Origin of the sequence: Stenotrophomonas sp. a6, from assembly GCF_030913325.1 — a bacterium.
GTDB classification, from domain to species: domain Bacteria; phylum Pseudomonadota; class Gammaproteobacteria; order Xanthomonadales; family Xanthomonadaceae; genus Stenotrophomonas; species Stenotrophomonas maltophilia.
The window spans coordinates 1,359,535-1,382,836 of record NZ_CP133161.1 but is presented as its reverse complement, the minus strand read 5'-3'; the positions used below and the strand labels follow the sequence as shown (position 1 = coordinate 1,382,836).

General features: G+C 67.4%; 17 protein-coding genes. 9 read left to right on the top strand and 8 right to left on the bottom strand.

What is annotated here, in order from left to right:
• Positions 1–9: 9 nt before the first annotated feature.
• From creD to creB, 3 genes are all read right to left on the bottom strand, one after another.
• Positions 10–1,329, bottom strand: coding sequence for a cell envelope integrity protein CreD (gene creD, locus Q9Q79_RS06380; protein WP_059036003.1), 1,320 nt, complete (start codon positions 1,327–1,329; stop codon positions 10–12).
• An 81-nt stretch (positions 1,330–1,410) separates the two neighbouring features.
• Positions 1,411–2,871 carry a two-component system sensor histidine kinase CreC gene (creC, locus tag Q9Q79_RS06375; protein ID WP_005408685.1) on the bottom strand — a complete coding sequence of 487 codons (1,461 nt, stop codon included), beginning with the start codon at positions 2,869–2,871 and terminating at the stop codon, positions 1,411–1,413.
• 3 nt (positions 2,872–2,874) lie between these two features.
• Complete coding sequence (gene creB / locus Q9Q79_RS06370) at positions 2,875–3,600, bottom strand: two-component system response regulator CreB (RefSeq protein ID WP_080047689.1); 726 nt, start codon at positions 3,598–3,600, stop codon at positions 2,875–2,877.
• Between the two features lie 35 nt (positions 3,601–3,635).
• Here creB and rlmJ point away from each other — a divergent pair, with 35 nt between their 5' ends.
• The 4 genes from rlmJ (at position 3,636) to Q9Q79_RS06350 (ending at position 9,410) form a co-directional block, all read left to right on the top strand.
• Positions 3,636–4,493 carry a 23S rRNA (adenine(2030)-N(6))-methyltransferase RlmJ gene (rlmJ, locus tag Q9Q79_RS06365; protein ID WP_005408683.1) on the top strand — a complete coding sequence of 286 codons (858 nt, stop codon included), beginning with the start codon at positions 3,636–3,638 and terminating at the stop codon, positions 4,491–4,493.
• A 95-nt stretch (positions 4,494–4,588) separates the two neighbouring features.
• On the top strand, positions 4,589–5,134 hold the full coding sequence (locus Q9Q79_RS06360) for a GNAT family N-acetyltransferase (RefSeq protein WP_004150340.1): 546 nt from the start codon (positions 4,589–4,591) through the stop codon (positions 5,132–5,134).
• 149 nt (positions 5,135–5,283) lie between these two features.
• A complete protein-coding gene (mfd, locus tag Q9Q79_RS06355) occupies positions 5,284–8,748 on the top strand; it encodes a transcription-repair coupling factor (protein WP_005412695.1) in 3,465 nt (1,154 codons plus the stop codon).
• Positions 8,749–8,792: 44 nt separating this feature from the next.
• Positions 8,793–9,410 (top strand): HD domain-containing phosphohydrolase, encoded by a 618-nt coding sequence (locus Q9Q79_RS06350; RefSeq protein ID WP_005412694.1) that lies wholly within the window; start codon positions 8,793–8,795, stop codon positions 9,408–9,410.
• 619 nt (positions 9,411–10,029) lie between these two features.
• Here the strand turns inward: Q9Q79_RS06350 and Q9Q79_RS06345 are convergent.
• Positions 10,030–12,123 (bottom strand): M13 family metallopeptidase, encoded by a 2,094-nt coding sequence (locus Q9Q79_RS06345; RefSeq protein WP_076739580.1) that lies wholly within the window; start codon positions 12,121–12,123, stop codon positions 10,030–10,032.
• Between the two features lie 161 nt (positions 12,124–12,284).
• Positions 12,285–13,034 (bottom strand): 2,3-diphosphoglycerate-dependent phosphoglycerate mutase, encoded by a 750-nt coding sequence (gene gpmA / locus Q9Q79_RS06340; protein ID WP_076739579.1) that lies wholly within the window; start codon positions 13,032–13,034, stop codon positions 12,285–12,287.
• A gap of 94 nt (positions 13,035–13,128) precedes the next feature.
• Here gpmA and nfi point away from each other — a divergent pair, with 94 nt between their 5' ends.
• Positions 13,129–13,803, top strand: a complete 675-nt coding sequence (gene nfi, locus Q9Q79_RS06335) for a deoxyribonuclease V (protein WP_049397958.1) — start codon at positions 13,129–13,131, stop codon at positions 13,801–13,803.
• A 236-nt stretch (positions 13,804–14,039) separates the two neighbouring features.
• Here the strand turns inward: nfi and Q9Q79_RS06330 are convergent, their stop codons facing one another.
• Complete coding sequence (locus tag Q9Q79_RS06330) at positions 14,040–15,020, bottom strand: cation diffusion facilitator family transporter (RefSeq protein WP_111197919.1); 981 nt, start codon at positions 15,018–15,020, stop codon at positions 14,040–14,042.
• Between the two features lie 221 nt (positions 15,021–15,241).
• On the opposite strand from Q9Q79_RS06330, the gene Q9Q79_RS06325 reads away from it, so the two are divergent.
• Positions 15,242–16,168: a hypothetical protein gene (locus tag Q9Q79_RS06325; protein ID WP_005408676.1), complete on the top strand. Its 927-nt coding sequence runs from the start codon at positions 15,242–15,244 to the stop codon at positions 16,166–16,168.
• 45 nt (positions 16,169–16,213) lie between these two features.
• Here the strand turns inward: Q9Q79_RS06325 and Q9Q79_RS06320 are convergent, their stop codons facing one another.
• Positions 16,214–18,463: a TonB-dependent siderophore receptor gene (locus Q9Q79_RS06320; RefSeq protein WP_201864061.1), complete on the bottom strand. Its 2,250-nt coding sequence runs from the start codon at positions 18,461–18,463 to the stop codon at positions 16,214–16,216.
• A gap of 289 nt (positions 18,464–18,752) precedes the next feature.
• Here Q9Q79_RS06320 and Q9Q79_RS06315 point away from each other — a divergent pair, with 289 nt between their 5' ends.
• Positions 18,753–20,168 carry a GGDEF domain-containing protein gene (locus Q9Q79_RS06315; RefSeq protein ID WP_201864059.1) on the top strand — a complete coding sequence of 472 codons (1,416 nt, stop codon included), beginning with the start codon at positions 18,753–18,755 and terminating at the stop codon, positions 20,166–20,168.
• 82 nt (positions 20,169–20,250) lie between these two features.
• Here the strand turns inward: Q9Q79_RS06315 and Q9Q79_RS06310 are convergent, their stop codons facing one another.
• Positions 20,251–21,465 (bottom strand): MFS transporter, encoded by a 1,215-nt coding sequence (locus Q9Q79_RS06310; RefSeq protein WP_201864057.1) that lies wholly within the window; start codon positions 21,463–21,465, stop codon positions 20,251–20,253.
• Positions 21,466–21,543: 78 nt separating this feature from the next.
• Between Q9Q79_RS06310 and Q9Q79_RS06305 the strand changes: the two genes are divergently transcribed.
• Both Q9Q79_RS06305 and Q9Q79_RS06300 read left to right on the top strand, forming a co-directional pair.
• Positions 21,544–21,993 (top strand): helix-turn-helix domain-containing protein, encoded by a 450-nt coding sequence (locus Q9Q79_RS06305; protein ID WP_005408672.1) that lies wholly within the window; start codon positions 21,544–21,546, stop codon positions 21,991–21,993.
• Between the two features lie 73 nt (positions 21,994–22,066).
• The gene (locus tag Q9Q79_RS06300) at positions 22,067–23,194 is read left to right on the top strand and encodes a metallophosphoesterase (protein ID WP_043035538.1); all 1,128 of its coding nucleotides are present in this window, start codon (positions 22,067–22,069) and stop codon (positions 23,192–23,194) included.
• The last annotated feature ends 108 nt before the right edge of the window (positions 23,195–23,302 follow it).

Sequence of the window (23,302 nt, the reverse complement as noted above, 5' to 3'; positions counted from 1 at the left end):
GCCTGCTCCTTACTTCAGTTCCGCGCCGAGCGCGTACCAGTCGACCCGGCGGGTCACCCACATCGCCAGCGCCAGGATCACGAACAGCAGCAGCGAACCCATCAACAGCGCGTTGTTCTCCGACACCAGCAGGCCATACAGCGCGCCGTACAGCACGGTCAGCAGCGCAGCGAAGCCAAGGCCGCGCTTCCAGTGGCCCAGCACATTGGCCAGGTACACCGCCTGCAGGCCGATACAGGCCACGGCCGATACCAGGTAGGCCTTCCAGAACGCGATGTGCTCGGACAGGCTGATCAGCAGCAGGAAGAAGATCGCCAGCGCCAGGCCCACCATCAGGTACTGCAACGGGTGGATGCGCAGCGACTTGATCAGCTCGAACAGGATGAAGCCGACGAAGGTGAGCAGCACGAACAGCACGCCGTATTTCGAGGCACGGTCGGCCTGGGTGTAGGTATCGACCGGATCGACCAGCGACACCGTCACCGCCTGCGATTCGACCGCACCATCATTGCGCAGCTGGCGCTGGGCATCGGAGGCCAGCGAGGACACCGCCCAGCGTGCATCGAAGCCCTGCGCATCAACGCGGCGTTCGTTGGGCAGGAACGCGCCGCTGAACGACGGATGCGGCCAGCTCGAACGCAGCGCGATGTGGGTGTCATCGCCCACCGGCACCACCGACAGCATGCGGCTGCCATCCAGGCGCAGCTCCAGTTCAACCGTGCTGGCAGCCAGCGTGCCGCCCTGATCCGCAGCGAAACCGGCCACCGGTGCGTGCAGGCCTCGCCCCACCTCGCTGGCCGCGCCAACGCCCGGCAGCAACCGCAGCTGCTTGCCATCCACGCGCAGGTTCGGCGTACCGACCAGGCCACGCACATCGGATACACCAACCGCGACATACGGCTGGCCGTAACTGCGGCCGGCCTTCACCGGGTAGTCGTCTGCGGCGAAGGTCGCCTTCATCTGGCCGTTCCAGCTGTACACCGGCACCTTGAACAGGCCGACTTCGCGCTGGCTCGGCAGCATCTCGCCGCCCACCTCCAGCGACGCCGGCATCTGCAGCCAGTGCCCCTCGGTGACCTGCACCTCGGTCTTCTTGACGCCCAGCGGATCAACCAGTTCAACCTGCTTGCGTTCCACCCACGGCACCACCCGCACCGGGCCCACCAGCTGCTGTGCACCGGCGCGGCTGTCGGCCACCCGCGAGAACGCCTCGTCGCGGTACGCACTGCGTTCGTTGATGACCCCGCGGATCATCGTCAGCGGCACCAGCAGCAGCAGGATCAGCCCGCCGACAATGGCGAACCTCAGCAGCATCTTCAGGGATTTCATGGTCCATCCTCGTTGGAGAGGGCTGCAGGATGGACCGCTGGGGTGAGCAGGGTTTGTGGCGAATTTGAAGCGAGTGTGAAGTCAGCGGCGCGGGCGCTGGCCCGGCGCACCCGATGGCAGCCACAGGCTGGCCACGGTGCCGCCGCCCTCGCGGACGTCGACACTGGCGCGTCCATCGTGCAGGCGCGCGACTTCCTGCACGAATGGCAGGCCCAGGCCGGAACTGCGCCGCCCGCTGCCGGGCCGCGCCAGCGAATAGAAGCGCTCGAACACCCGTTCGCGCGCATAGTCCGGGATGCCGGCACCGCGATCGGCCACCTGCAGGCGCACGCCCTGCCCGTCCACCTCGGCCTGCAGCGCGATCTCCGCGCCGGACGGGGAGAAGGCAATCGCGTTGTCGATCAGGTTGTGCAGCGCCTGCCGCAGCAGGTAGGCGTCGCCCTGCACCGGCAGGTCGGGCACGTTGCCGATGCGGACCTGCACGCCGGCCGCCTGTGCACGCACCTGCGCGGCCGCGGCCGCATCGGCCAGCAATGCCGGCAATGCAATCGGGTCGCGGGTCTGCAGCCAACCGTGCTGTTCCACTTCGGCCAGCGCCAGCAGCTTGTCGATGGTCTCGGTCAGCCGCTCCTGCTGGTCGACAATGCTGCGCGCGAAATGCACGCGGTCCGCTTCGGGCAGCGGCTCCTGCAGCAGTTCGGCGGCACCGCGGATCGCCGCCAGCGGGCTCTTCATCTCGTGCGTCAGCGACTGCACGTACTGCTCGACGTAGGCCTTGCCTTCGAGCTTGCGGCGCATCGTTTCCAGCGCCTGGCCGAGATCGCCGATCTCGTCGCGACGGCGCCGTGGTGGTGGCACCGGTTCGCCCGCGCTGACCGCGCGTGCATAGCGGCTGAGCTGGCCGAGGCCAGTGGTCAGCCACATCGTCACCAGCACGCCGACCAGCGCCGACAATCCGATGAGCCAGGCACCGCGCTCGATGATGGCGCGCTGGCTGGCAGCGATGAACGGATCAATGCTGCGGTTGGGCTGGGCCAGGCTGAGCACGCCGATCAGGGTGCGGCCATCGGCCGGGTCGTATACCGGCGCCGCCACATGCATCACCGTATCGCCTTCCTCGCCCGGAATCTCGGGGCTGGAACGGGCACCGTACTCGCCACGCAGGGTGCGGTAGACATCATTCCAGCGCGAATTGTCGCGCCCAAGGTCACGGCCCAGCGAGTCGTAGATGACGATGCCCTTGGCATCGGTGATGGTCACCCGGTAATCCAGCGAGCGCTTCGGGAAACGCCAGACCATTGCCTTCAGGTCGCGCTGCCGTGCCTTGGCCAGGTTGCGGGTGAAACTGCCGCTGCGGATGGTGCCGTCCTTGACGTCGGCGGCGGCCATCTCGGCCAGCACGTTGGCCGCATCGACCAGGGTCGATTCCATCGCCTGGCGCACACCCGGCTTCACTTCGTTGACGAACACGCGCATCACAAAGAAGGCCGCGATGCCGGTGATCAGGAAGAAGCCCAGGAACAGCTTCAGCACCAGGCGCATCGGCTAGACCTCCAGCGCGTAGCCAAGGCCACGGTGGGTGCGGATCGGGTCGTCGCTGGCACCGGCCGCGCGCAGCTTGGCACGCAGCGTCTTTACATGGGTATCGACGGTGCGGTCGGCACTGTCGGCGCTGCTGTCCCAGCCACGGTCCATCAGCTGGGCACGGCTGAGGATGGCACCGGGTCGCTGCAGCAGCGCCTCCAGCAGCGCGTACTCGTAGCGGGTCAGATCCAGTGCCTGGCCACGGAAGCGGATGCGCCGGCCTTCGCGGTCGATGGCGAACGCGCCATGTTCCTGCCAGCCTGCATCGGCGCTGGGCGCTGCGATGACCGGCGCCGCACGGCGCAGGCGTGCACGCACCCGCGCCACCAGCTCGCGCGGCGAGAACGGCTTGGTCATGTAGTCGTCGGCGCCCAGCTCCAGGCCGAGCACGCGGTCCACTTCATCATTGCGGGCGGTCAGGAAGATCACCGGCAGCTGCGCCACCGGCCCGGGCTGCGCGCGCAGCCGTCGGCAGACCTCGAAGCCGCCCAGGTCGGGCAGGCCCACGTCCAGCACCACCACGTCGATATCCCCGGCCTGCAGCCGCTGCAGCGCCTCCCCGCCCAACAGGCAGTGGCTGGCGGCATAGCCCTCGCTGCGCAGCGCATAGAGCACGGTTTCGGCGATGGCGGCTTCGTCCTCGACTACCAGGACATGGGCAACGGGAGCTGTCATGGCGCGCAGCATAGCCGCTGCGGCCGCCGCCCCGTACACTGCCGCCCATGAACTATCGCCACGCCTTCCATGCCGGCAACCACGCCGATGTGCTCAAGCACATCGTGCAGCTGGCCCTGATCGACAGCTTCAAGCGCAAGGACAGCCCGTTCTTCGTGCTCGACACCCACGGCGGTGCCGGCCGCTACCTGCTGGCCAGCGAAGAGAGCCGCAAGACCCTGGAGGCCGAATCCGGGATCATGCGGCTGATGGCCCAGCCCAAGCTGCCGGAGGTGGTCGAGCGCTACCTGAAGGCGGTCCAGGCCGACAACCCGGTGGGCGCGCTGACCAACTACCCGGGCTCGCCGCTGCTGAGCGCACAGGCGATGCGCGCGCAGGACCGCATGGCGGTCTGCGAGCTGCAGGAAGCCGAAACGGCCACGCTGAAGGCCCTGTTTGCCCATGACAGCCGCGTCGATGTGCGCGCTGGCGATGGCTATGCCCTGCTGCGCTCGCTGCTGCCGCCGAAGTTCAACGGCAGCAAGATCGGTCGTGGCCTGGTGCTGATCGATCCGCCGTACGAGGCGCAGGACGCCGAATACCAGAACATCCTGGCTGCCCTGGCCGAGACCCTGGCACGCTGGCCGCAGGCCACCTGTGCGGTCTGGTTCCCGATCAAGCAGCGCCGCACCATCCTGCATTTCCTCCGCAAGGCCACTGCCCTGCCGGTCAAGTCGGCGATGACGATCGAGTTCCTGGTGCGCCCGGACGACTCGCCGCTGCGCCTCAACGGCAGCGGCATGCTGCTGCTCAACCCGCCGTGGCAGTTCGACCGGGTGGTCGGCCCGGCCCTGCCGGCGCTGCGCCAGCACCTGGGCGAACCGGGGGCCAGCACCCGCCTGGATTGGCTCAAAGCCCCCGAATAACGGCCTTCACGAGGCTGTACCGCCGTGAGCCTTTCGTTCACGGAATGCAGCCCCGGTGATGCCACAATCGATGGACCACCAAGGAATCACCCGGTATGGCCACTCGCAACCGCATGCCGCCCTGGCATGAGATCTTCAAGGCTCCCAGCGGCCACGAGCTGCTGATCCGCCCCATCCGCCCGGAAGACGGCGCACCGCTGCAAGCGGCGTTCAGCCTGTTCGGGCCGGAAGAAATCCGTGATCGTTTCCTGCAGGCGGTGACCGAGCTGTCACCGGAAACCACCCAGCGCCTGACGCACCCCAATCCCAAGACCGAGATCACCCTGGTCGCAGCCGAGTCCCTGCCCGCTGGCGAAGCGGTGGTCGGCGCGGTCGCCCGGGCCTCGATCATCCCCGGTACCCGTGAAGCCGAGTACGCGATCCTGATCAGCCGCTTCCTCATTGGCCAGGGCCTGGGCCGGCAGCTGATGCGCAAGCTGGTGAAGTGGGGCCGCGGCAAGTACCTCGACCGCCTGTACGGCGACGTTGCCGCCGAGAACGAGCCGATGAAGCAGCTGGCCGCCTCGCTGGGCTTCAAGCCGGTGCCGCACCCGACCGGTGCCGAAGGCCTGGTGCGGATGGTGCTGGAGCTGGACAACTGACGGATGCGCCGGGCCCTGCCCGGCCATGCCTCCCGGTAGTGCCGGCCGCTGGCCGGCATTGTGTTCCCCCAACGGCACGTGAGGCCGTCGGCAAACGGCCGGCACGACCCACCGGGCTTCGATCGGGCTTCTGCTAAAATCCGGGGTCCATGTCGCGTACCTCATACCCCGCCCCGCCGCTGCCGCGCGCCGGCCAGCTCCGCGCCTGGTGGCGCGCCCCCGCCTCGCCGACCGCCCTGGCCTGGTACCTGGCCCAGGCCGCGCGTGCGCATGACGCCCCGCTGCTGGTGATCGCCCGTGACAACCACGGTGCCAACCAGCTCGAAGCCGACCTGCAGACCCTGCTTGGCGGTGACCCGGCCCTGCCGGTGGTCGCCTTCCCGGACTGGGAAACCCTGCCGTACGACCGCTTCAGCCCGCATCCGGACATCATCTCGCAGCGCTTGTCCGCCCTGCACCGCCTGCCGGCGCTGAAGCGCGGCCTGGTGATCGTGCCGGTGCAGACCCTGCTGCAGCAGCTGGCCCCGCGCAGCTATGTGATCGGTGGCAGCTTTGACCTGAAAGTCGGCCAGCGCCTGGACCTGGAAGCCGAGAAGCGTCGCCTGGAAAGCGCCGGCTACCGCAACGTGCCGCAGGTGATGGACCCGGGTGACTTCGCGGTGCGCGGCGGCCTGCTCGACGTGTTCCCGATGGGCGCCGACGAGCCGCTGCGGGTAGAACTACTGGACGAGGACATCGACTCGATCCGTGCCTTCGATCCGGAAAGCCAGCGTTCGCTGGACAAGGTCGAGGCGGTGCACATGCTGCCCGGCCGCGAAGTGCCGATGGACGAGGCCAGCATCGCACGCGTGCTGGCCACGCTGCGCGAGCGTTTCGATGTGGATACCCGGCGCAGTTCGCTGTACCAGGATCTGAAGTCCGGGCTGGCCCCGGCCGGCGTCGAGTACTACCTGCCGCTGTTCTTCGAACGCACCGCAACCCTGTTCGACTACCTGCCCGACGGCAGCCTGCCGGTGGTCTGTACCGGTGCGTATGAAGCGTCCGTCGCGTTCTGGGCGCAGACCGCGGACCGCTATGAGCAGCGCCGCCATGATGTGGAGCGCCCGCTGCTGCCGCCTTCGGCGTTGTACCTGTCGCCGGAGCTGCTGCGCGAGCGCCTGAACGATGCCCCGCGCATCGAGGTGTGGTCGGCTGACCACGCGCGCATCGCCGATGCCCACGCGCTGGGTGACCAGCCGCTGCCGCCGCTGCCGGTGGCCGCGCGCGAGGCCCCCGCTGGCGACGCGCTGAAATCCTTCCTCGGCCACTATCCGGGCCGGGTACTGATCGCCGCCGATTCGCCCGGGCGTCGCGAGGCCCTGCTGGAAGTGCTGCAGGCCGCCGAGCTGAAGCCGCCGGTGGTGGCCGACCTGCCCAGCTTCCTCGCCGACGATGCGCGCTTCGCGATCGCGGTGGCACCGCTGGAAGATGGCTTCGCACTGGACGATCCGCGCATCGCGGTGCTGACCGAGCGCCAGCTGTTCCCCGAGCGCGCCGGCAGCACCCGCCGCACGCGCCGTGCCGGCCGCGAGCCGGAAGCGATCATCCGCGACCTCGGCGAACTGACCGAGGGTGCACCGATCGTGCACGAGGACCATGGCGTCGGCCGCTACCGTGGCCTGATCGCGATGGACGTCGGCGGCATGCCCGGCGAGTTCCTCGAAATCGAATACGCCAAGGGCGACCGCCTGTATGTGCCGGTCGCCCAGCTGCACCTGATCAGCCGCTACTCCGGCGCTTCAGCGGAAACCGCGCCGCTGCATTCGCTCGGTGGCGAGCAGTGGAGCAAGGCCAAGCGCAAGGCCGCCGAAAAGGTTCGCGACGTCGCTGCCGAACTGCTGGAGATCCAGGCCCGTCGCCAGGCGCGTGCCGGCCTGGCACTGCAGGTGGACCGTGCGATGTACGAGCCGTTCGCAGCCGGATTCCCGTTCGAGGAAACCCCCGATCAGCTGGCCGCCATCGACGCCACCCTGCGCGACCTCGCCAGCAGCCAGCCGATGGACCGTGTGGTCTGCGGCGACGTCGGCTTCGGCAAGACCGAGGTGGCGGTGCGTGCGGCATTCGCCGCCGCCAGTGCCGGCAAGCAGGTGGCCGTGCTGGTGCCGACCACGCTGCTGGCCGAACAGCATTACCGCAACTTCCGCGACCGCTTCGCCGATTACCCGCTGAAGGTCGAGGTGCTGTCGCGCTTCAAGAGCACCAAGGAGATCAAGGCCGAGCTGGAAAAGGTCGCCGCCGGCACCATCGACGTCATCGTCGGCACCCATCGCCTGCTGCAGCCCGACGTGAAGTTCAAGGACCTGGGCATGGTCATCGTCGACGAAGAGCAGCGTTTCGGCGTGCGCCAGAAGGAAGCCCTGAAGGCGCTGCGCGCCAACGTGCACCTGCTGACCCTGACCGCCACGCCGATCCCGCGCACCTTGAACATGGCCATGGCCGGCCTGCGTGACCTGTCGATCATCGCCACGCCGCCGCCGAACCGGCTGGCGGTGCAGACCTTCATCACCCAGTGGGACAACGCGCTGCTGCGCGAAGCCTTCCAGCGCGAGCTGGCACGTGGCGGCCAGCTGTACTTCCTGCACAACGACGTGGAAAGCATCGGCCGCATGCAGCGCGAGCTGTCCGAGCTGGTGCCGGAAGCGCGCATCGGCATCGCCCACGGGCAGATGCCCGAGCGCGAGCTGGAAAAGGTGATGCTGGACTTCCAGAAGCAGCGCTTCAACGTGCTGCTGTCGACCACGATCATCGAATCGGGCATCGACATCCCCAACGCCAACACCATCATCATCAACCGCGCCGACCGCTTCGGCCTGGCCCAGCTGCACCAGCTGCGTGGGCGCGTGGGCCGTTCGCACCACCGTGCCTACGCCTACCTGATCACCCCCGACCGCCGCGCGATCACCCCCGACGCTGAGAAGCGCCTGGAAGCGATCGCCTCGATGGACGAGTTGGGCGCCGGCTTCACCCTGGCCACGCACGATCTGGAGATCCGCGGTGCCGGCGAACTGCTCGGCGAGGACCAGAGCGGGCAGATGGCCGAGGTCGGCTTCAGCCTGTACACCGAGCTTCTGGAGCGCGCGGTACGCAGCATCAAGCAGGGCAAGCTGCCCGACCTGGATGCCGGCGAGGAAGTGCGTGGTGCCGAGGTCGAGCTGCATGTGCCGGCATTGATCCCGGAAGACTACCTGCCGGACGTGCATACCCGCCTGACCCTGTACAAGCGTATTTCCAGCGCGCGCGACAGCGATGCGCTGCGCGAACTGCAGGTGGAGATGATCGATCGCTTCGGCCTGCTGCCGGATGCGGCCAAGCACCTGTTCGCCATCGCCGAGCTGAAGCTGAAAGCCAACGCGCTGGGCATCCGCAAGCTGGACCTGGGTGAGAACGGTGGCCGCATCGTGTTTGAGTCCAAGCCGAACATCGATCCGATGGCGGTGATCCAGCTGATCCAGAAACAGCCAAACCTCTATGCCATGGAAGGGCCCGACAAGCTTCGCATCAAGCATCCGCTGCCGTTGCCGGAGGACCGCTTCAACGCGGCCCGCGCCCTTCTGACCACCCTCGCCCCGGGTTGATCGCCCCCGAACACCCCGCACCGGTCCCCACCCGGTGCGGGCGGATGACCATGTTTCCTGACGCCGTACCCGCCCCCGACCTGCTGCATGCACAGGCCTGCCTGATCGATGCCCTCTCGATGTCGCTGCAGATGCGCGACGCTTACACCCGCCACCATTGCGACCGCGTTGGCCTGCTCGCGCAGCGCCTGGCCACGCACTGCGATCTGGATGACGAGGCCAGTGCGCAGATCGGCCTGGCCGCACGCTTCCATGACATCGGCAAGATCGGCATTCCCGATGAGGTGCTGCTGGCCCCGCGCCGGCATACCGACGAGGAGCGCGCGATCATGCGCGAGCATCCGGTGCGCGGTGAACACATCTTCCTGGCCACTGGCCGCAGCGACGCGGCACCGGTTGCGCGGCTGATCCGCGCCCATCACGAGGCGTTCGATGGCAGTGGCTATCCCGATGGGCTGCGCGGCGAGAGCATTCCGTTGGGCTCACGCATCGTCACCGTTGCGGATGCCTATGACGCGATGACCAGCGTGCGTCCCTACCGTGCCGCGATGGAACACGAGACGGCACTGCGCATCATCGACGAGCAATCCGGTGGTCTGATCGACCCTTACGTTCTGCAACGCTTCCATCGCCTGCTGGCGCAGGAACCTGAGCTGGCCTGAGATCTCCCCGCACGTGAAACGACCCGGCGGTAGAGTCGACTGTTAGTCGACTGCTCCTCGGATCGAAAAAATCCCGCGCTGCGCGCGATAGTCGACCAACGGTCGACTCTACCAAGCGGACTCCGTCGAACCGGTTGGTCGACTCCCGGCACGTCAAACGACCCGCCGGTAGAGTCGACTGTTAGTCGACTGCTCTTCGTCCAGATCGAGAAAATCCTGCGCTGCGCGCGATAGTCGACCAACGGTCGACTCTACCAAGCGGATTCCGTCGAACCGGTTGGTCGACTCCCGGCACGTGAAACGACCCGCCGGTAGAGTCGACTGTTAGTCGACTGCCCTTCGTCCAGATCGAGAAAATCCCGCGCTACGCGCGATAGTCGACCAACGGTCGACTCTACCAAGCGGATTCCGTCGAACCGGTTGGTCGACTCCCGGCACGTGAAACGACCCGGCGGTAGAGTCGACTGTTAGTCGACTGCTCTTCGTCCAGATCGAGAAATCCCGCGCTGCGCGCGATAGTCGACTAACAGTCGACTCTACCGATCCGGTGTCATCGTGCCGGCAAACAAAAGGCCCGGCGTTCGCCGGGCCTTTCGCATCACGCATCACGGGTGATCGGTTACCAGATCACCACGCGCTTGTCGTCGGCACGCACCATCGCGTCGCCGGCCTTGCACTGGAACGCCGCAGCGAAGGACGGCATGTTCGACGGTGCACCGTTGGCTCGGAAGTTGGCCGGCGCATGCGGGTCGGTGTTCAGGCGTACGCGCAGCTCACCGTCGGTGAAGTTGCGGCGCCACACGGTGGCCCAGTTCATGAAGAAGCGCTGGTCCTGGCTGTGGCCATCCACTTCCACATTCGCCTTCGGGTCTTCCTTCAGCGCCATCTGCAGTGCGTCGTAGGCCACGGTCAGGCCACCCAGATCGCCGATGTTCTCGCCCAGGGTCAGCTTGCCCTTCACGAACACGCCCGGCACCGACTCGTAGCCATCGAACTGTGCAACCAGCTGGTCGGTACGCTCGGTGAAGGCCTTGCGGTCGGCGTCGGTCCACCAGTTGTCGAAATTGCCGTTGGCGGCGAACTGGCTGCCCGAGTCGTCGTAGCCGTGCATCATTTCGTGGCCGATGACCGCACCGATGCCGCCGTAGTTCAGCGCCGGATCGGCCTTGGCGTCGAAGAACGGCGCCTGCAGGATCGCCGCCGGGAACACGATCTCGTTCTTGGTGGCGTTGTAGTAGGCGTTGACCGTCTGCGGGGTCATGCCCCACTCGGTCTTGTCCACCGGCTTGCCGATCTTGTCCAGCATGTAGCGGTAGTTGAACGCACGCGCTGCCTGCATGTTGCCGAGGTAGCTGTCGCCGTTGGTCTGCAGCCCCGCCCAGTCACGCCACTTGTCCGGGTAGCCGATCTTCGGGGTGAAGCTGGCCCACTTTTCCAGTGCCTTCTTCTTCGTTTCCTCGCCCATCCACGGCAGCTGCTCCAGACGCGCCTTCAATGCCTGCGACAGGTTCTCCACCAGGTGCTGCATGGCCACCTTCGACTCGGCCGGGAACACGGCGTCGACGTACAGCTGGCCCAAGGCTTCGCCCATGCCACCGTTGACCGACTCCAGCACGCGCTTCCAGCGCGGCTGCATTTCCTGCTGGCCGCGCAGGGTCTTGCCATAGAACTCGAAGTTGGCCTTCTCGAACTGGCTGCTCAGGTACGGCGAGGCGTCGTCGATGGTGTGGAAGCGCAGGTAGGCCTGCCAGGTGCTGGCCGGCACATCGGCCAGCATCTTGTCCATTTCACCGAAGAAGCCCGGCTGGGCCAGCGAGAACTTCTGTGCGGCCGGCACCTTCAGGGTGTCGAACAGCGCGGTCCAGCTGAAGTTCGGGGTCAGCTTGTCGGCGTCTGCGGCGCTGAGCGGGTTGTAGCGCTTGGCCGGGTCACGCATTTCGATGCGCGACATCGAGGCCTTGGCCAGGCGGGTTTCAAAGGCCATCACGGCCTTGGCCTGCTCGGCGGCCTGCGCGGCGTCCACGCCGGACAGGGTCAGCACCTGCGCGATGTAGGCCACGTAGGCGTCGCGGATCTTGGCCTGCGCATCGTCGAAGTAGTAGCCCTTCTCCGGCAAGCCCAGGCCGCCCTGGCCGACGTAGGCGATGACGTTGGCCGAATCCTTGTAATCAGCATTGGCAAACAGCGAGAACAGCACGCCCTTGCCCTCGGCCTGGCTGTCGCGCAGGTACTGGGTGATGGCGGCGGTATCGTTCAGCGCGGTGATCTTGTCCAGCTGCGGCTGCAGCGGCGCGAGGCCGGCGGCTTCGATCTTGGCTTCATCGTTGCCGGTCTTCCAGATGTCACCGATCTTGGCTTCCACCGAGCCGGCCTTGGCCTGGCTGGCGGCGGCCTGCTGCACCAGCGCGTGCTGCACTTCCAGCGAGCGCTCGCGCAGGATCTCGAAGCTGCCCCAGGTGGTCTGGTCACCCGGCACCGGGTTGGCCTTCAGCCACTTGCTGTTGACGAAGCCATTGAGGTCGGTACAGGCCGAGATGGCCGGATCGAGGTCGGCGCTGTTGAGCGAGATCAGCGGCGTCTTGATCTGCGACAGGTCGAAGGCCGGCTTGGCGTCGGCACCGGCCGCCGGTGCGGTTTCGTTCTTGCCACAGGCCGCCAGCGAGGCAGCGATGGCGATGGTCAGGCCCAGCGGGACCAGGTTGCGGACGTTCATGAGGCTCTCCTGCGGGTAATTTCACAGGGTAGCCGGGGAGGCCCACGACAGGGACCGGCCAAAGGTCACAGGGGGAACGCCCGTGGTCGCAAGCGGGTGTGTGCGGACCGTTGGTCCGCACACACCCAGCAGAAGAATACCCACCAACGGTGGGTATCTACTTATTTCGCCTTGCCCTGGTTGGCCACGGCTTCGGCGGCCTTGCGCGCCGCTTCCGGGTCGCCCAGGTAGCGGAACGACTGCACGGTCAGGTCATCGTTCAGTTCGAACAGCAGCGGGATGCCGGTCGGGATGTTCAGCTCGAGGATCTCCTCGCGCGAAACATTGTTGAGGTACTTGTACAGCGCGCGCAGCGAGTTGCCGTGGGCGGTGACCAGCACGGTCTTGCCGTCCTTCAGCTGCGGCGCGATCGCGTCGTGCCAGTACGGCAGCACGCGATCCAGGGTGGTGGCCAGCGATTCGGTGCCCGGCAGCGCGTTGCGGTCCAGGCCGGCGTAGCGGCGGTCATGGATCGGGTGGCCCGGATCTTCCAGCTCCATCGGCGGCGGCGGGATGTCGTACGAACGGCGCCACACCTTGACCTGCTCCTCGCCGTGCTTGGCGGCGGTCTCGGCCTTGTCCAGGCCCTGCAGGCCGCCGTAATGACGCTCGTTGAGGCGCCAGGACTTGTTCACCGGCAGCCAGTCCTGCTCCAGCTCGGCCAGTGCACCCTGCAGGGTGTGGATGGCGCGCTTGAGAACGGAGGTGTGGGCGACGTCGAACTGCAGGCCTTCCTCACGCATCAGACGACCGGCGGCGGCCGCTTCCCGGCACCCCTGCTCGGTCAGGTCGACATCGACCCAGCCGGTGAAGCGGTTGTCCAGGTTCCACTGGCTCTGGCCATGGCGCAACAGTACGAGTTTACGGGTCACTGCAGGGTCTCCAACGCGAGGAAAGGCAGGCCGCCATTGTAGCCCCGGCCGCCACTCACCGGGCCGTGGCGCCACCCATGCGATGCTGTGGCCAATGAATACGGTGATCGACCCCGGGCGCTGGGAAGGAAGCGTCGCCGCGGCCCGCGCGCAGCAGCTCCAGCTGGCCGGCCGCGTGGAGCGCCAGGACCGCCTGCCCAACGACGTGCGCTGGCTGGCCGGGCTGGATGTGGGCTTTGAGGACAACGGTGCCACCACCCGCGCCGCAGCGGTCCTGCTGGATGCGAAGACATTGCAGCCCGTGGCGCAGGAAATAGCGCGCATTCCCACGGTGATGCCGTACATTCCCGGCCTGCTCAGCTTCCGCGAGCTGCCAGCGTTGTTGGCCGCGCTGGCACTGCTGCCGCGGGCGCCGGATCTGGTGTTCGTCGATGGCCACGGCATCAGCCATCCGCGCAGACTGGGCGTGGCCGCGCATCTGGGCGTGGTCACCGACCTGCCGAGCATCGGCGTGGCCAAGTCGAAACTGGTGGGCCGGTTCGTCGAACCAGGTGCCGAAGCAGGCGCGCATACGCCATTGATGGACGGTGACGAGCAGCTCGGCTGGGTGCTGCGCAGCAAGGTGCGCTGCAAGCCGCTGTTCGTGGCCGGCGGCCATCGGGTCAGTGCCGATACCGCGCTGGACTGGGTGCAGCGCACGCTGCGCGGTTACCGGCTGCCGGAACCGACCCGGCTGGCGGATCGGCTGGCCTCGCGACGGGACGAATGACCTTCGCTGTTCTCGACGGATGCAGCCTGCACGGTCGCGTCGGGACGACAGGGTAGAGTCGACTGTCAGTCGACTAACGCGCGCAGCGCGGGCTTCGTCGCAGCCTCGCCGGAGAGCAGTCGACTGACAGTCGACTCTACCAAGGCGGTTTCGCCCGGTCGGTTTCGTCCAAGCGGTTTCATCCATGCGGTTTCGCCCGACCGGTTTCACCCGATCCGCGTGACGGCATATCCCATTCAGCGATGCACGTGACCGCGATGGCCCTGCGCGTCCTCGCCGTGGTCATGGCCTTCATGGGCCTCGTGCTCACCGCCCTTGGCCGGCGCCGGCTCACCACAGGCTTCACCGCAGTGGTCCGCTTCAAGCTGCAGTGTCACGTGCTCGATGCCGAAGTCATCGTGCAGGCGCCCGCTCAGCTCACGGCGCAGCGCATCGGCTTCGGTGCCGTCGCGCATAACGACATGCGCGGTCAGCGCCGGCGTGCTGGAGGCCAGCGCCCACACGTGCAGGTCATGCACGTCCATTACCGCGGCATGGCTGGACAGGCTGTCGCGCACCTTGGCCACGTCCATGCCCTTGGGCACGCCTTCCAGCAGCACGTTGATCGCCTCGCGCATCAGCACCCAGGTGCGCGGCAACACCCACAGGCCGATCAGCACCGCCAGGATCGGATCGATCGGCTTCCAGCCGGTGAACTGGATCAGCACCGCACCCGCAATCACCGCCACCGAGCCGAGCATGTCCGCCCACACTTCCAGGTAGGCGCCCTTCACGTTGAGACTCTCGCCGCTGCCGGCCTGCAGCAGGCGCATCGAGATCAGGTTGATGACCAGGCCGGCCGAGGCGATCACCAGCATGCCGGTGGAGGCGATCTCCTGCGGCTTGCTGAAGCGCCCGACGGCTTCCCACAGGATGTAGCCGGCAACCACGAACAGCATCGCGCCGTTGATCATTGCGCCCAGCGCTTCCAGGCGCGCATAGCCGTAGGTGCGGCGCGCATCCGGCGGGCGCCGGCTCAGCCGCACCGCGACCAGCGCGATCATCAGGGCCAGCGCGTCGGTGGCCATGTGTGCCGCGTCGGACAACAGCGCCAGGCTGTTGGTCCAGAACGCGCCCACCACTTCGACGAGGAGGAAGGTGGAGGTCAGGCCGAGCGCCCACCACAAGGGCCTCTCATGGCGGATCTCGGACGGCAGGTGATCGTGGTCGTGGCCCATGGCAACAGCTCCTTTGCGATGGAGGCAGGCTACGCCGGCGGCCGTGGGGAAACTATCACGGTGTTTATAACATTGCAGACTGCACGCCGCGGCTCGCCGCAGCTTGCGCCCGTGCCGGGCCACACTATGATGACCCCATCCCCTCTGGATGGGGAACGGGCAGCCAGACCGCTTCGGCGTTGCGGCCCGCAATGGACACTCAAGCACAAGGAATCCGGAACATGTGGACTACCAAGACCCCCTGGGTCGCCGTCGCCGTGGCCTGCGCGCTGGGCACGGCCGCAAGCGCCTCGGCCAAGACCTGCCAGCAGAATTTCCAGGCGGTAGGCGATCCCCGCAATGGCCAGTTCTTCACCTCCGAAGTCACCCTCCCCGGCCTGAAGCCCCGCAGTGCGCTGGGCCAGCTGCGCAAGGCGGCACTCGACGAAGGCAACAACTTCGTCAGCGGTGATGTCATCACCGAGACCGAAGGCCAGATGTACGTGCTGCAGACCGACACCAAGATGCCGCTGGTCAGCATCATCACCGCCTCCAATGGCGGCAACGTGGTGGTCGGCACCAAGCTGTCACGCGGGCAGACCGCCAAGGAAGAGGACGCACGCAGCGCGCTGTGTGGCTGGCTGGACAAGCTCAAGACCGGCCCCGAAGGCGAGGCGATCGCAGAAGCCGTGCGTGTCTCCAGCGGTTTCGACAAGCCGATCCAGGCCACTGCGGTCGGCATGTCCACCGAAATGGGCAAGGACGCCAAGCGGCTGCAGCGGGAAATCAACACCGCACCGCTCAGGGCACTGTTCTCCGGCACCAGCACCCCGCCGGATACCGACGCGATGTACCAGCCGTTGCTCGTCAAGTATTTCGGCCGTCGTTTCATCATCGATGGCCAGGTCTACACCGCCCAGCCCAACCGCTTTGCCAAGACCTTCGAGGTGGGCTATCTGGTCACCAAGATGAAGGGCATCGGTGGCATCGGCGGACGCCAGTCGAACGACGACAACAATGCCAACTTCACCGTGCACTGTGCGCTGGCGCCGGATCAGATGGCGCTGGGCGCCACCCTGCGCGAGAACGACTGGGTGAAACTGGAAGGCGTGGTCGACAAGATGGACACCGGTGGCGTCCACCTGCGCGATTGCCGGCAGGTGAAGTAGCCTTCAGGCTGCGCCGGGGAACGCCCCGGCGCAGGCCTCATCGGGTCAGAACCCGAAGCGCAGGCTGGCCCAGTACGCGCGGCCCGGCTCGTTGTAGGTCGCCGCGCCGGCATCGCTGCTGTTGGCCTCGCGGAACAGGCGCTTGTCGGCCAGGTTGTTCACGCCGAAGCCGAAGCTGACCGTCTCGGTCACCCTGTAGCGCGCGCTCACGCCCCAGATGTTGTACGCACCGCGATCCTGCAGTGCGATCGATGGGTCGCAGGTGCCGGTGCAGCGCGGATCATTGTTGATGTTGGTGGTGGCCGGCTTCTGCTTGCCGTAGAACGTGCCGGTCAGCAGCAGCGACAGCTTGTCGGTGGCCTGCCAGTCCAGCATCGTGTTGACGGTGTACTTCGGAATCACCGACAGCGGCTGGCCGGTGCGCTTGTTCTCGTTCTCCACCATGTAGGTGAAGTTGTTGCTCCACTTCAGGCGGTTGCCCTGCTCGCCCAGCAGCGGGATTACCAGGTTGCCTTCCAGCCCCTGCACGATCGCCTTCGGCGCGTTCTCCCAGCGGAAGATGCGGCCCCTGGTGTCGGCAGTCAGGGCGATCTGGGTGTAGCCGGCCTGGATCTTGTCCTTGTAGTCGTTATGGAAGTACGTCAACGAGGCCTGCCAGCCGCTCCGCGGTGCCCACTCGATGCCGAGTTCCTTGTTCAGGCTGGTTTCCGCCTTCAGGTCCGCATTGCCGCGCATGTAGCAGCCGGAGCCCAGGCTCGGCAGTGCATTCGGGCAGCCATTGCCACGGGTGTAATACAGATAGTCCGGATTCGACTGGTACAGGTTCGGCGCCTTGAACGCCCGGGCGATGCCGCCCTTCACCACCCAGTCGCCGTTGATGCGGAACTGCGCGTTGAGGCTGGGGCTGGTGTTGTTGCCGAACTGGCTGTGGTGGTCGAAGCGCAGGCCCGGGGTAACGATCCAGCGCTCACCCAGGTAGATGTTGTCTTCGACGAACACGGCGGTGGTCTGCGCATCGGCCTTGCCCCGCGCACGATCGGCCGACAGCCCCGGGATGCCGCCGCCGCTGCTGCTGGACTGGCTCATCGAGTACGGGTCGGTCAGGCGGCTGTCCAGGTATTCAAAGCCAAGCGTCCAGATGTTCTCGGCACCACCCAGCGTGGCCGGGAAGCTCACTTCGCCGTCCAGCTGGTAGTTGCGCAGTCGCGAGGTCGACCAGTCGCTGCCGTTGAAGCTGCCTTCCGGGCCACCGGCCAGGCCTTCGTTGATGCGTGAGTTGTTCACCGCCTCCACCGCGGCCGTCACCCGCGAGGTCACGTCGCCCCAGCGGCCACGATGGGTGATCGCGCCGGTGTTGCGGTACATGCGGTTGGTCTCCGCTTCGCCCTCGGCCAGTGCCGCCAGGTCAACACCGGTCGATGTACCGGTGGTGCTGACCGCGCGATCACCAGCGTAGATGTTGCCCTGGCGGCTGGTGCCGGCTTCGAACTCCACCACCTGGTTGGCGGTCACGTCCCAGCGCAGCAGCGCGTTGACATCGCGGTTCTTGACGCCCTCGCGGCCGGCCGGCGGCACCGCGTTGGGGTTGGTAGCGTACTGGCGGTTGAGCTCCAGCGAGTCCGCGTCGGTCTTGTTGAGATTGCCGTACAGGCGGAACGACAGGGTGTCGGTCATCGGCCCACTCAGCTGCAGGCCGACGCGTTCGCTGCCACCTTCGGCGCTGTGTTCGGGCACCAGCCCATACAGGTCCACCGCACCGGTCAGGTCACCGGTCGGGCGCTTGGTGATGATGTTGACCACGCCGCCGGAGGCACCGGAGCCATAGCGTGCCGCCGCCGGGCCGCGCAGCACTTCGATGCGCTCGATCATTTCCGCCGGCACCCAGTTGGTGTCACCGCGGGTATTGCGCTCGCCGCTGCGCCCCATGCGCACGGCATCGCGTGCGCCGATGCGCTTGCCATCGACCAGGATCAGGGTGTTTTCCGGGCCCATGCCACGCAGGTCGATCTGGCGGTTGTTGCCGTACTGGCCCGAGGCGCTGTTGCCGGTCAGGTTGACGCCCGGCATGGTCCGCAACAGCTCGGCGATGTCGTTGGCTGGCGGGCGCCGGGCGATATCCTCGGCGGTGATGGTCGAGGTGCCCAGTGCCTGGCGCGCGATCTGCGAGGCGGTGACGTGCACCGTGTCGATATCGGTGGCGTCGGTTTCGGCCTGGGCGGTCAGGGCGCTGCCCGCCAGCAGGGCGGCAACGGCAAGCGCCAGCGGGCGCGGCGAATGGACAACGGCAGGAGACATGATCAGGACCTTCTGGCAGGGCTGCGGGGCCTCTGGCAAAGGGCTTGAGGCAACGACGAGGGGGGGGAGGCGGAGCCGTCCTGCAGGCACCTGCAGCCCGCTCCGTGCGCGCATTCTCCCATCAATGCGAGTGCTTCTCAAATGCGTTCACTCATTGCCGCAGCGGCGTCGATGTGCTTTGCGCACCGTGCAAGCCTGCACCGCGCGTAAACTGGCCGGCTACCCCGCCATCAACCGTATGCCACCGCGGCCGATACCCGTGGTTTGCCGTACGCAGTCAGAGATCGACGTGGAACCACCCCAACTGGACGATGCCAGCCAGCCGCTGGCCGAGGCCTGGCAGCAATGCCTGCTACAGGCCGGCCCTGCCGCCACCGCGCTGCTCAAGGCCGCTGCCACCGATGCCCCACCCGCGCTGGCCCAGCGCTTTTACGAAGTGCTGCTGCAGGACGGGCGCGCACGCCGCTTCCTGTCCCACGACCAGGTCAAGCAGCGCCTGCAGCCGGCCATGCAGCGCTGGCTGGTACAGCTGCTGACCACCGACGCCGCTGGCATCGCCACCACGGTCGCCTCGCAGCGGGTGATCGGCGACGTACACGCACGGGTCGGCATCCCGGTCGACCTGGTCACCCGCGGTGCGCGCGTGCTCAAGCACGAGCTGTTCGTGCGCCTGCGCGACGACGCGCCCGACAGCGCGACCGCGTTCGCCGCCATCGCCTGCCTCAGCGCGATCATGGACATCGCCATGGAAGGCATGACCCTGGCCTACACCCATGCGCGCGAGCGCTCCACCCGTGCCGACGCCGCCTACCGGCTGTTCTCGCTGGTACAGAACGTCGGTACCGAACGCGAGCGCCAGCGCGCATTGCTGCTGGACTGGGAGAACGCCCTGCTCTACGCCCTCGCCGGCCACGTGCAGGCCAGCGACAACGCCAGCCTGGCCACCTCGGAGTTCGGCCTGTGGTTCACCCACAAGGGCATCCCCAGCTTCGGCGAAAGCAGCGAAACGCAGCAGGTGGGTCAGTTGATGGCCCGCATTGACGGCCACCTGCAGCGCGCGAGTGGCGATGCTCCGGCGCAGCGACTGGCGGTGCTGCCGGCCATCCGCGAGGACCTGGCCGCCATCCGCACCCTGATGACGCTGCTGTTCGAGCGCATCGGCGAACTGGATGCCGGCAGCGACGCGCTGACCAACCCGCTCAACCGTCGCTTCCTGCCCACCGTGCTGCGCCGGGAAATCGAGCTGGCCACGCGCAACCGCACACCGTTCTCGCTGCTGCTGCTCGACCTGGATCATTTCAAGGCAATCAACGACGGCCATGGCCACGATGCCGGCGACCGTGCGTTGCAGCACGTGGCCGGCCTGCTCGGCCAGCTCACGCGTGGCAGCGACTACCTGTTCCGCTATGGCGGCGAAGAATTCGTGGTGGTGCTGGTGGCCGCCAGCGCGTCGCAGGCGACCGTGATCGCCGAGAGCCTGCGCCGGCAGATCGCACAATCACCGGTAGCACTGGCCAATGGCCAGGTGCTGGAGCTGACCGCCAGCATCGGCGTGGCCGGTCACGATGGTCATCCGGACTACGAGCGGTTGATGGCACGTGCCGACGCCGCGATGTACGAGGCCAAGCGCAGCGGCCGCAACCGCGTGGTGGTCGCCAGCGCGGACCTGCAGGAAGCCCCGGGGCGGCGTGCACTGCAGCGATGACGGCAGGACAGGTAGAGTCGACCGCTGGTCGACTATCGCGCGCAGCGCGGGATTTTTCGCCGTCGGAACGAAGAGCAGTCGACTAACAGTCGACTCTACCGGTTCGCGCGCCAGCCGCTGCTTTCACCGCCCCCACCCGCCATGCTGCCCACCACAGCAGCGCCAGCAACGCGATGCCTGCCCCCAGCAGGCACACAGCGGGCCAGCCATGCCGCACCTGCATCCAGGGCCCCGCCGCCGCGCCTGCACCACTGCCCACCGCATAGAACAGCATGTACAACGCCATCAGGCGCCCATGCTGTTCTGCCGGTGCACGCAGCAACGATGCCTGGTTCGAGACATGCAGTGCCTGGCCGCCCAGGTCGAGCACGACCACACCCAGCAACAGCAAGGACAGCGAATGCGGCAGGCCCAGCAGCGGCCACCACGCGACCAGCATCAACAACAGCGCGCCGAGGCTGACCCGATGCGCGAAACCACGGTCCATCCAGTGTCCGACCCGCGCCGCCATCAGCGCACCGACCACGCCGGCCAGGCCGAGCGCGCCGATGGCTGCGATCGACCAGTGCAGCGGCGGTGCCGACAGCGGCAGGGGTGCCGCCGCCCAGAACACATTGAGGCCGGCAAACAGCAGCAATGCCAGCGGCCCGCGCTCGCGCAGCGTTCGATCGCGGCGCAGCATGCCCTGCATCGAGCCCAGCAGCTCGCGCCAGCGTGGAGGGACCGACGGCACCGGTACTGCGGGCAGGCGCCGCCACAGCAGCGCCGCCAACGCTGCCATCACCACCGCTGACAGCAGGTAGACCCTCTGCCAGCCAAAGGCCGCCGCCACCGTACCGGACACCACGCGCGCCAGCAGCAGGCCGATGAACACGCCGCCCTGCACCACACCGACCACGCGACCGCGCTGCTCGGGCGGTGCCAGCATGGCGGTATAGGCAATCAGGCCCTGGGTCAGCGCGGTGCCCAGCAAGCCTGCCAGCAGCATGCCCGACAACAGCCAGCTCGCCGTGCGTGACGCCGCCAGCCACAACAGGGCCAGCACCAGCGCGATCAACTGCAGCCGCAGCAGGCGTCGCCGGTCGCCGCGGTCCGCCAGCGGCAGCAGGCCAAGCAACGCCAGCACGCTGCCGGCCTGGGTGGCAGCCAGCACCGCGCCCGCCACGGCCCGGTCCAGCGCAAAGGCGCGTGCAAGCTGATCCAGCAGCGGCTGCGCGTAGTAGACGTTGGCAACACTGGCGCCAGCGGCAACCGCAAGCAGGACCAGCAGTGGACGGGAAAACGATGCGGCACTCATTTTGTAGTTGCAATTTGAAACCAGATGCAGGCTATCGCTATTGGTTTTAAACTGCAACCACATTCGGAGATACCCAGCATGCACGCTGACAGCCCCTGCCCTGTAGCCCGCAGTGCCGACCTGCTCGGTGACCGCTGGGCATTGCTGGTGATCCGCGACGCGTTCGACGGCATCACCCGCTTCGGTGATTTCCAGCGCAGCCTCGGCGCGGCGCGCAACATCCTCAGCGACCGCCTGCGCCGGCTGGTCGAGGCCGGCATCCTGCAGCTGCAGCCAGCCTCCGATGGATCGGCCTACCAGGAGTACGTGCTCACCGCCGCAGGCCTGGAACTGTTCCCGCTGCTGGTCGCACTGCGCCAGTGGGGGGAGCGCCATCGCTTCGGTGCAGGCGAAGCCCATTCGCAGCTGATCGAATTGGCGACGCGGCGGCCGCTGCCCTACATGCAGCCGCGCGGGCGCGATGGCCAGCCGCTTCAGCCCACTGCCACCCGCGTGCGCAAGCTCAAGGACGACGGGCGCGACACCTGATCCGCCCATTCGCGCACACCGACGGACGCCCGCGCCGGTTAGCATCGGATCTTTCCGCCGCTGGATGCCGCCGATGTCGCGCTGTCGCCCTTCCCTGCTGACCGCCCTGCTGTTGCCGCTGCTGGCCTGCGCCACAGCAACCACGCAGGCCCGCGAGGTTGCCGCTCCCGCCGACCACGTACAGGCCGATGGACCCTATGTGTTCCGCCAGGGCAACCAGCTGCAGGCCAGATGGATCTGCGACGACAAGGTCGAGTCGCACACACTTGCCACGCAGGCCGCAGGCACCGACATCCCCCCGCGTTGCGGCTACGAACACAGCGTGCACGTGGCCGCCCCGAATGCTCCGTCGGTCTCCGTGCTGCCGGCCGTGCCGCGCATCGTGGCGCTGTCCGACATCCACGGCCAGTACGGGCTGCTGGTGCGCCTGCTGCGCGCCCACCAGGTCATCGACGCACAGGACCGCTGGGCGCTGGGCAAGGACACCCTGGTCATCGCCGGCGATGTATTCGACCGCGGCCCGCAGGTGACCGAAGCCTTCTGGCTGCTGTACGGCCTGCAGCAGCAGGCGGCCGCCGCCGGTGGCGCAGTGCACTTCGTGCTCGGCAACCACGAAACCATGGTGCTGTACGACGACCTGCGCTACGTCAACCCGAAGTACCTGCGCAGCGCCCAGCTGCTCGGCCGCAGCTACCCGCAGCTGTACGGTGCCGATTCGGTGATTGGGCAGTGGCTGCGCACCCGCCCGGTGCTGCTGAAGATCGGCGACACCCTGTTCCTGCACGGCGGCATTTCGCCCGAGGCAGTGCAGCTGGCGCTGGACCCGGCACGCACCAACGCGGCCTACCAGGCCTCGCTGGGCCTGCCCAAGGCCGAAGTGAAGGCCGACCCGGCCACCGCACCGCTGTATGACGGCAAGACCAGCCCGATCTGGTACCGCGGCTATTTCGATGGCCGCCTCGACACCGCGGGTGTGCAGGCTGTGCTCGACCGCCTGCAGCTCAAGCGCATCGTGGTTGGCCATACCTCGATGCCGCACGTCAGCAGCTTCCACGGCGACCGCGTGATCGCCATCGACAGCAGCATCAAGAACGGCGAGAACGGCGAACTGCTGTTCATCGAGGGTGGCAAGCTCAGCCGTGGCCTGCTGGATGGTTCGCGGGTGCCGCTGGCGCTCGGTGAGCCGGGCCTGCAGGACTGAATGGAGGGACAGCGCGACGGTGCCGGGAGGTGCCGGCGCGCTCCACCTGCAGCCGGTTTGCGGCTACCCTCGGCAGCCGAGAGGCCCACCCCGTCCATCCGGTGGGCC

Excerpts from the sequence above, each read along its gene's own strand:
- Q9Q79_RS06310 (WP_201864057.1), bottom strand. The coding sequence starts at position 21,465 with ATGAGTGCCGCATCGTTTTCCCGTCCACTGCTGGTCCTGCTTGCGGTT.
- Q9Q79_RS06360 (WP_004150340.1), top strand. The coding sequence starts at position 4,589 with ATGGCCACTCGCAACCGCATGCCGCCCTGGCATGAGATCTTCAAGGCT.
- Q9Q79_RS06300 (WP_043035538.1), top strand. The coding sequence starts at position 22,067 with ATGTCGCGCTGTCGCCCTTCCCTGCTGACCGCCCTGCTGTTGCCGCTG.
- nfi (WP_049397958.1), top strand. The coding sequence starts at position 13,129 with ATGAATACGGTGATCGACCCCGGGCGCTGGGAAGGAAGCGTCGCCGCG.
- Q9Q79_RS06330 (WP_111197919.1), bottom strand. The coding sequence starts at position 15,020 with ATGGGCCACGACCACGATCACCTGCCGTCCGAGATCCGCCATGAGAGG.
- Q9Q79_RS06320 (WP_201864061.1), bottom strand. The coding sequence starts at position 18,463 with ATGTCTCCTGCCGTTGTCCATTCGCCGCGCCCGCTGGCGCTTGCCGTT.
- mfd (WP_005412695.1), top strand. The coding sequence starts at position 5,284 with ATGTCGCGTACCTCATACCCCGCCCCGCCGCTGCCGCGCGCCGGCCAG.
- creD (WP_059036003.1), bottom strand. The coding sequence starts at position 1,329 with ATGAAATCCCTGAAGATGCTGCTGAGGTTCGCCATTGTCGGCGGGCTG.
- creC (WP_005408685.1), bottom strand. The coding sequence starts at position 2,871 with ATGCGCCTGGTGCTGAAGCTGTTCCTGGGCTTCTTCCTGATCACCGGC.
- Q9Q79_RS06325 (WP_005408676.1), top strand. The coding sequence starts at position 15,242 with ATGTGGACTACCAAGACCCCCTGGGTCGCCGTCGCCGTGGCCTGCGCG.
- creB (WP_080047689.1), bottom strand. The coding sequence starts at position 3,600 with ATGCTGCGCGCCATGACAGCTCCCGTTGCCCATGTCCTGGTAGTCGAG.
- Q9Q79_RS06305 (WP_005408672.1), top strand. The coding sequence starts at position 21,544 with ATGCACGCTGACAGCCCCTGCCCTGTAGCCCGCAGTGCCGACCTGCTC.
- Q9Q79_RS06345 (WP_076739580.1), bottom strand. The coding sequence starts at position 12,123 with ATGAACGTCCGCAACCTGGTCCCGCTGGGCCTGACCATCGCCATCGCT.
- Q9Q79_RS06350 (WP_005412694.1), top strand. The coding sequence starts at position 8,793 with ATGACCATGTTTCCTGACGCCGTACCCGCCCCCGACCTGCTGCATGCA.
- rlmJ (WP_005408683.1), top strand. The coding sequence starts at position 3,636 with ATGAACTATCGCCACGCCTTCCATGCCGGCAACCACGCCGATGTGCTC.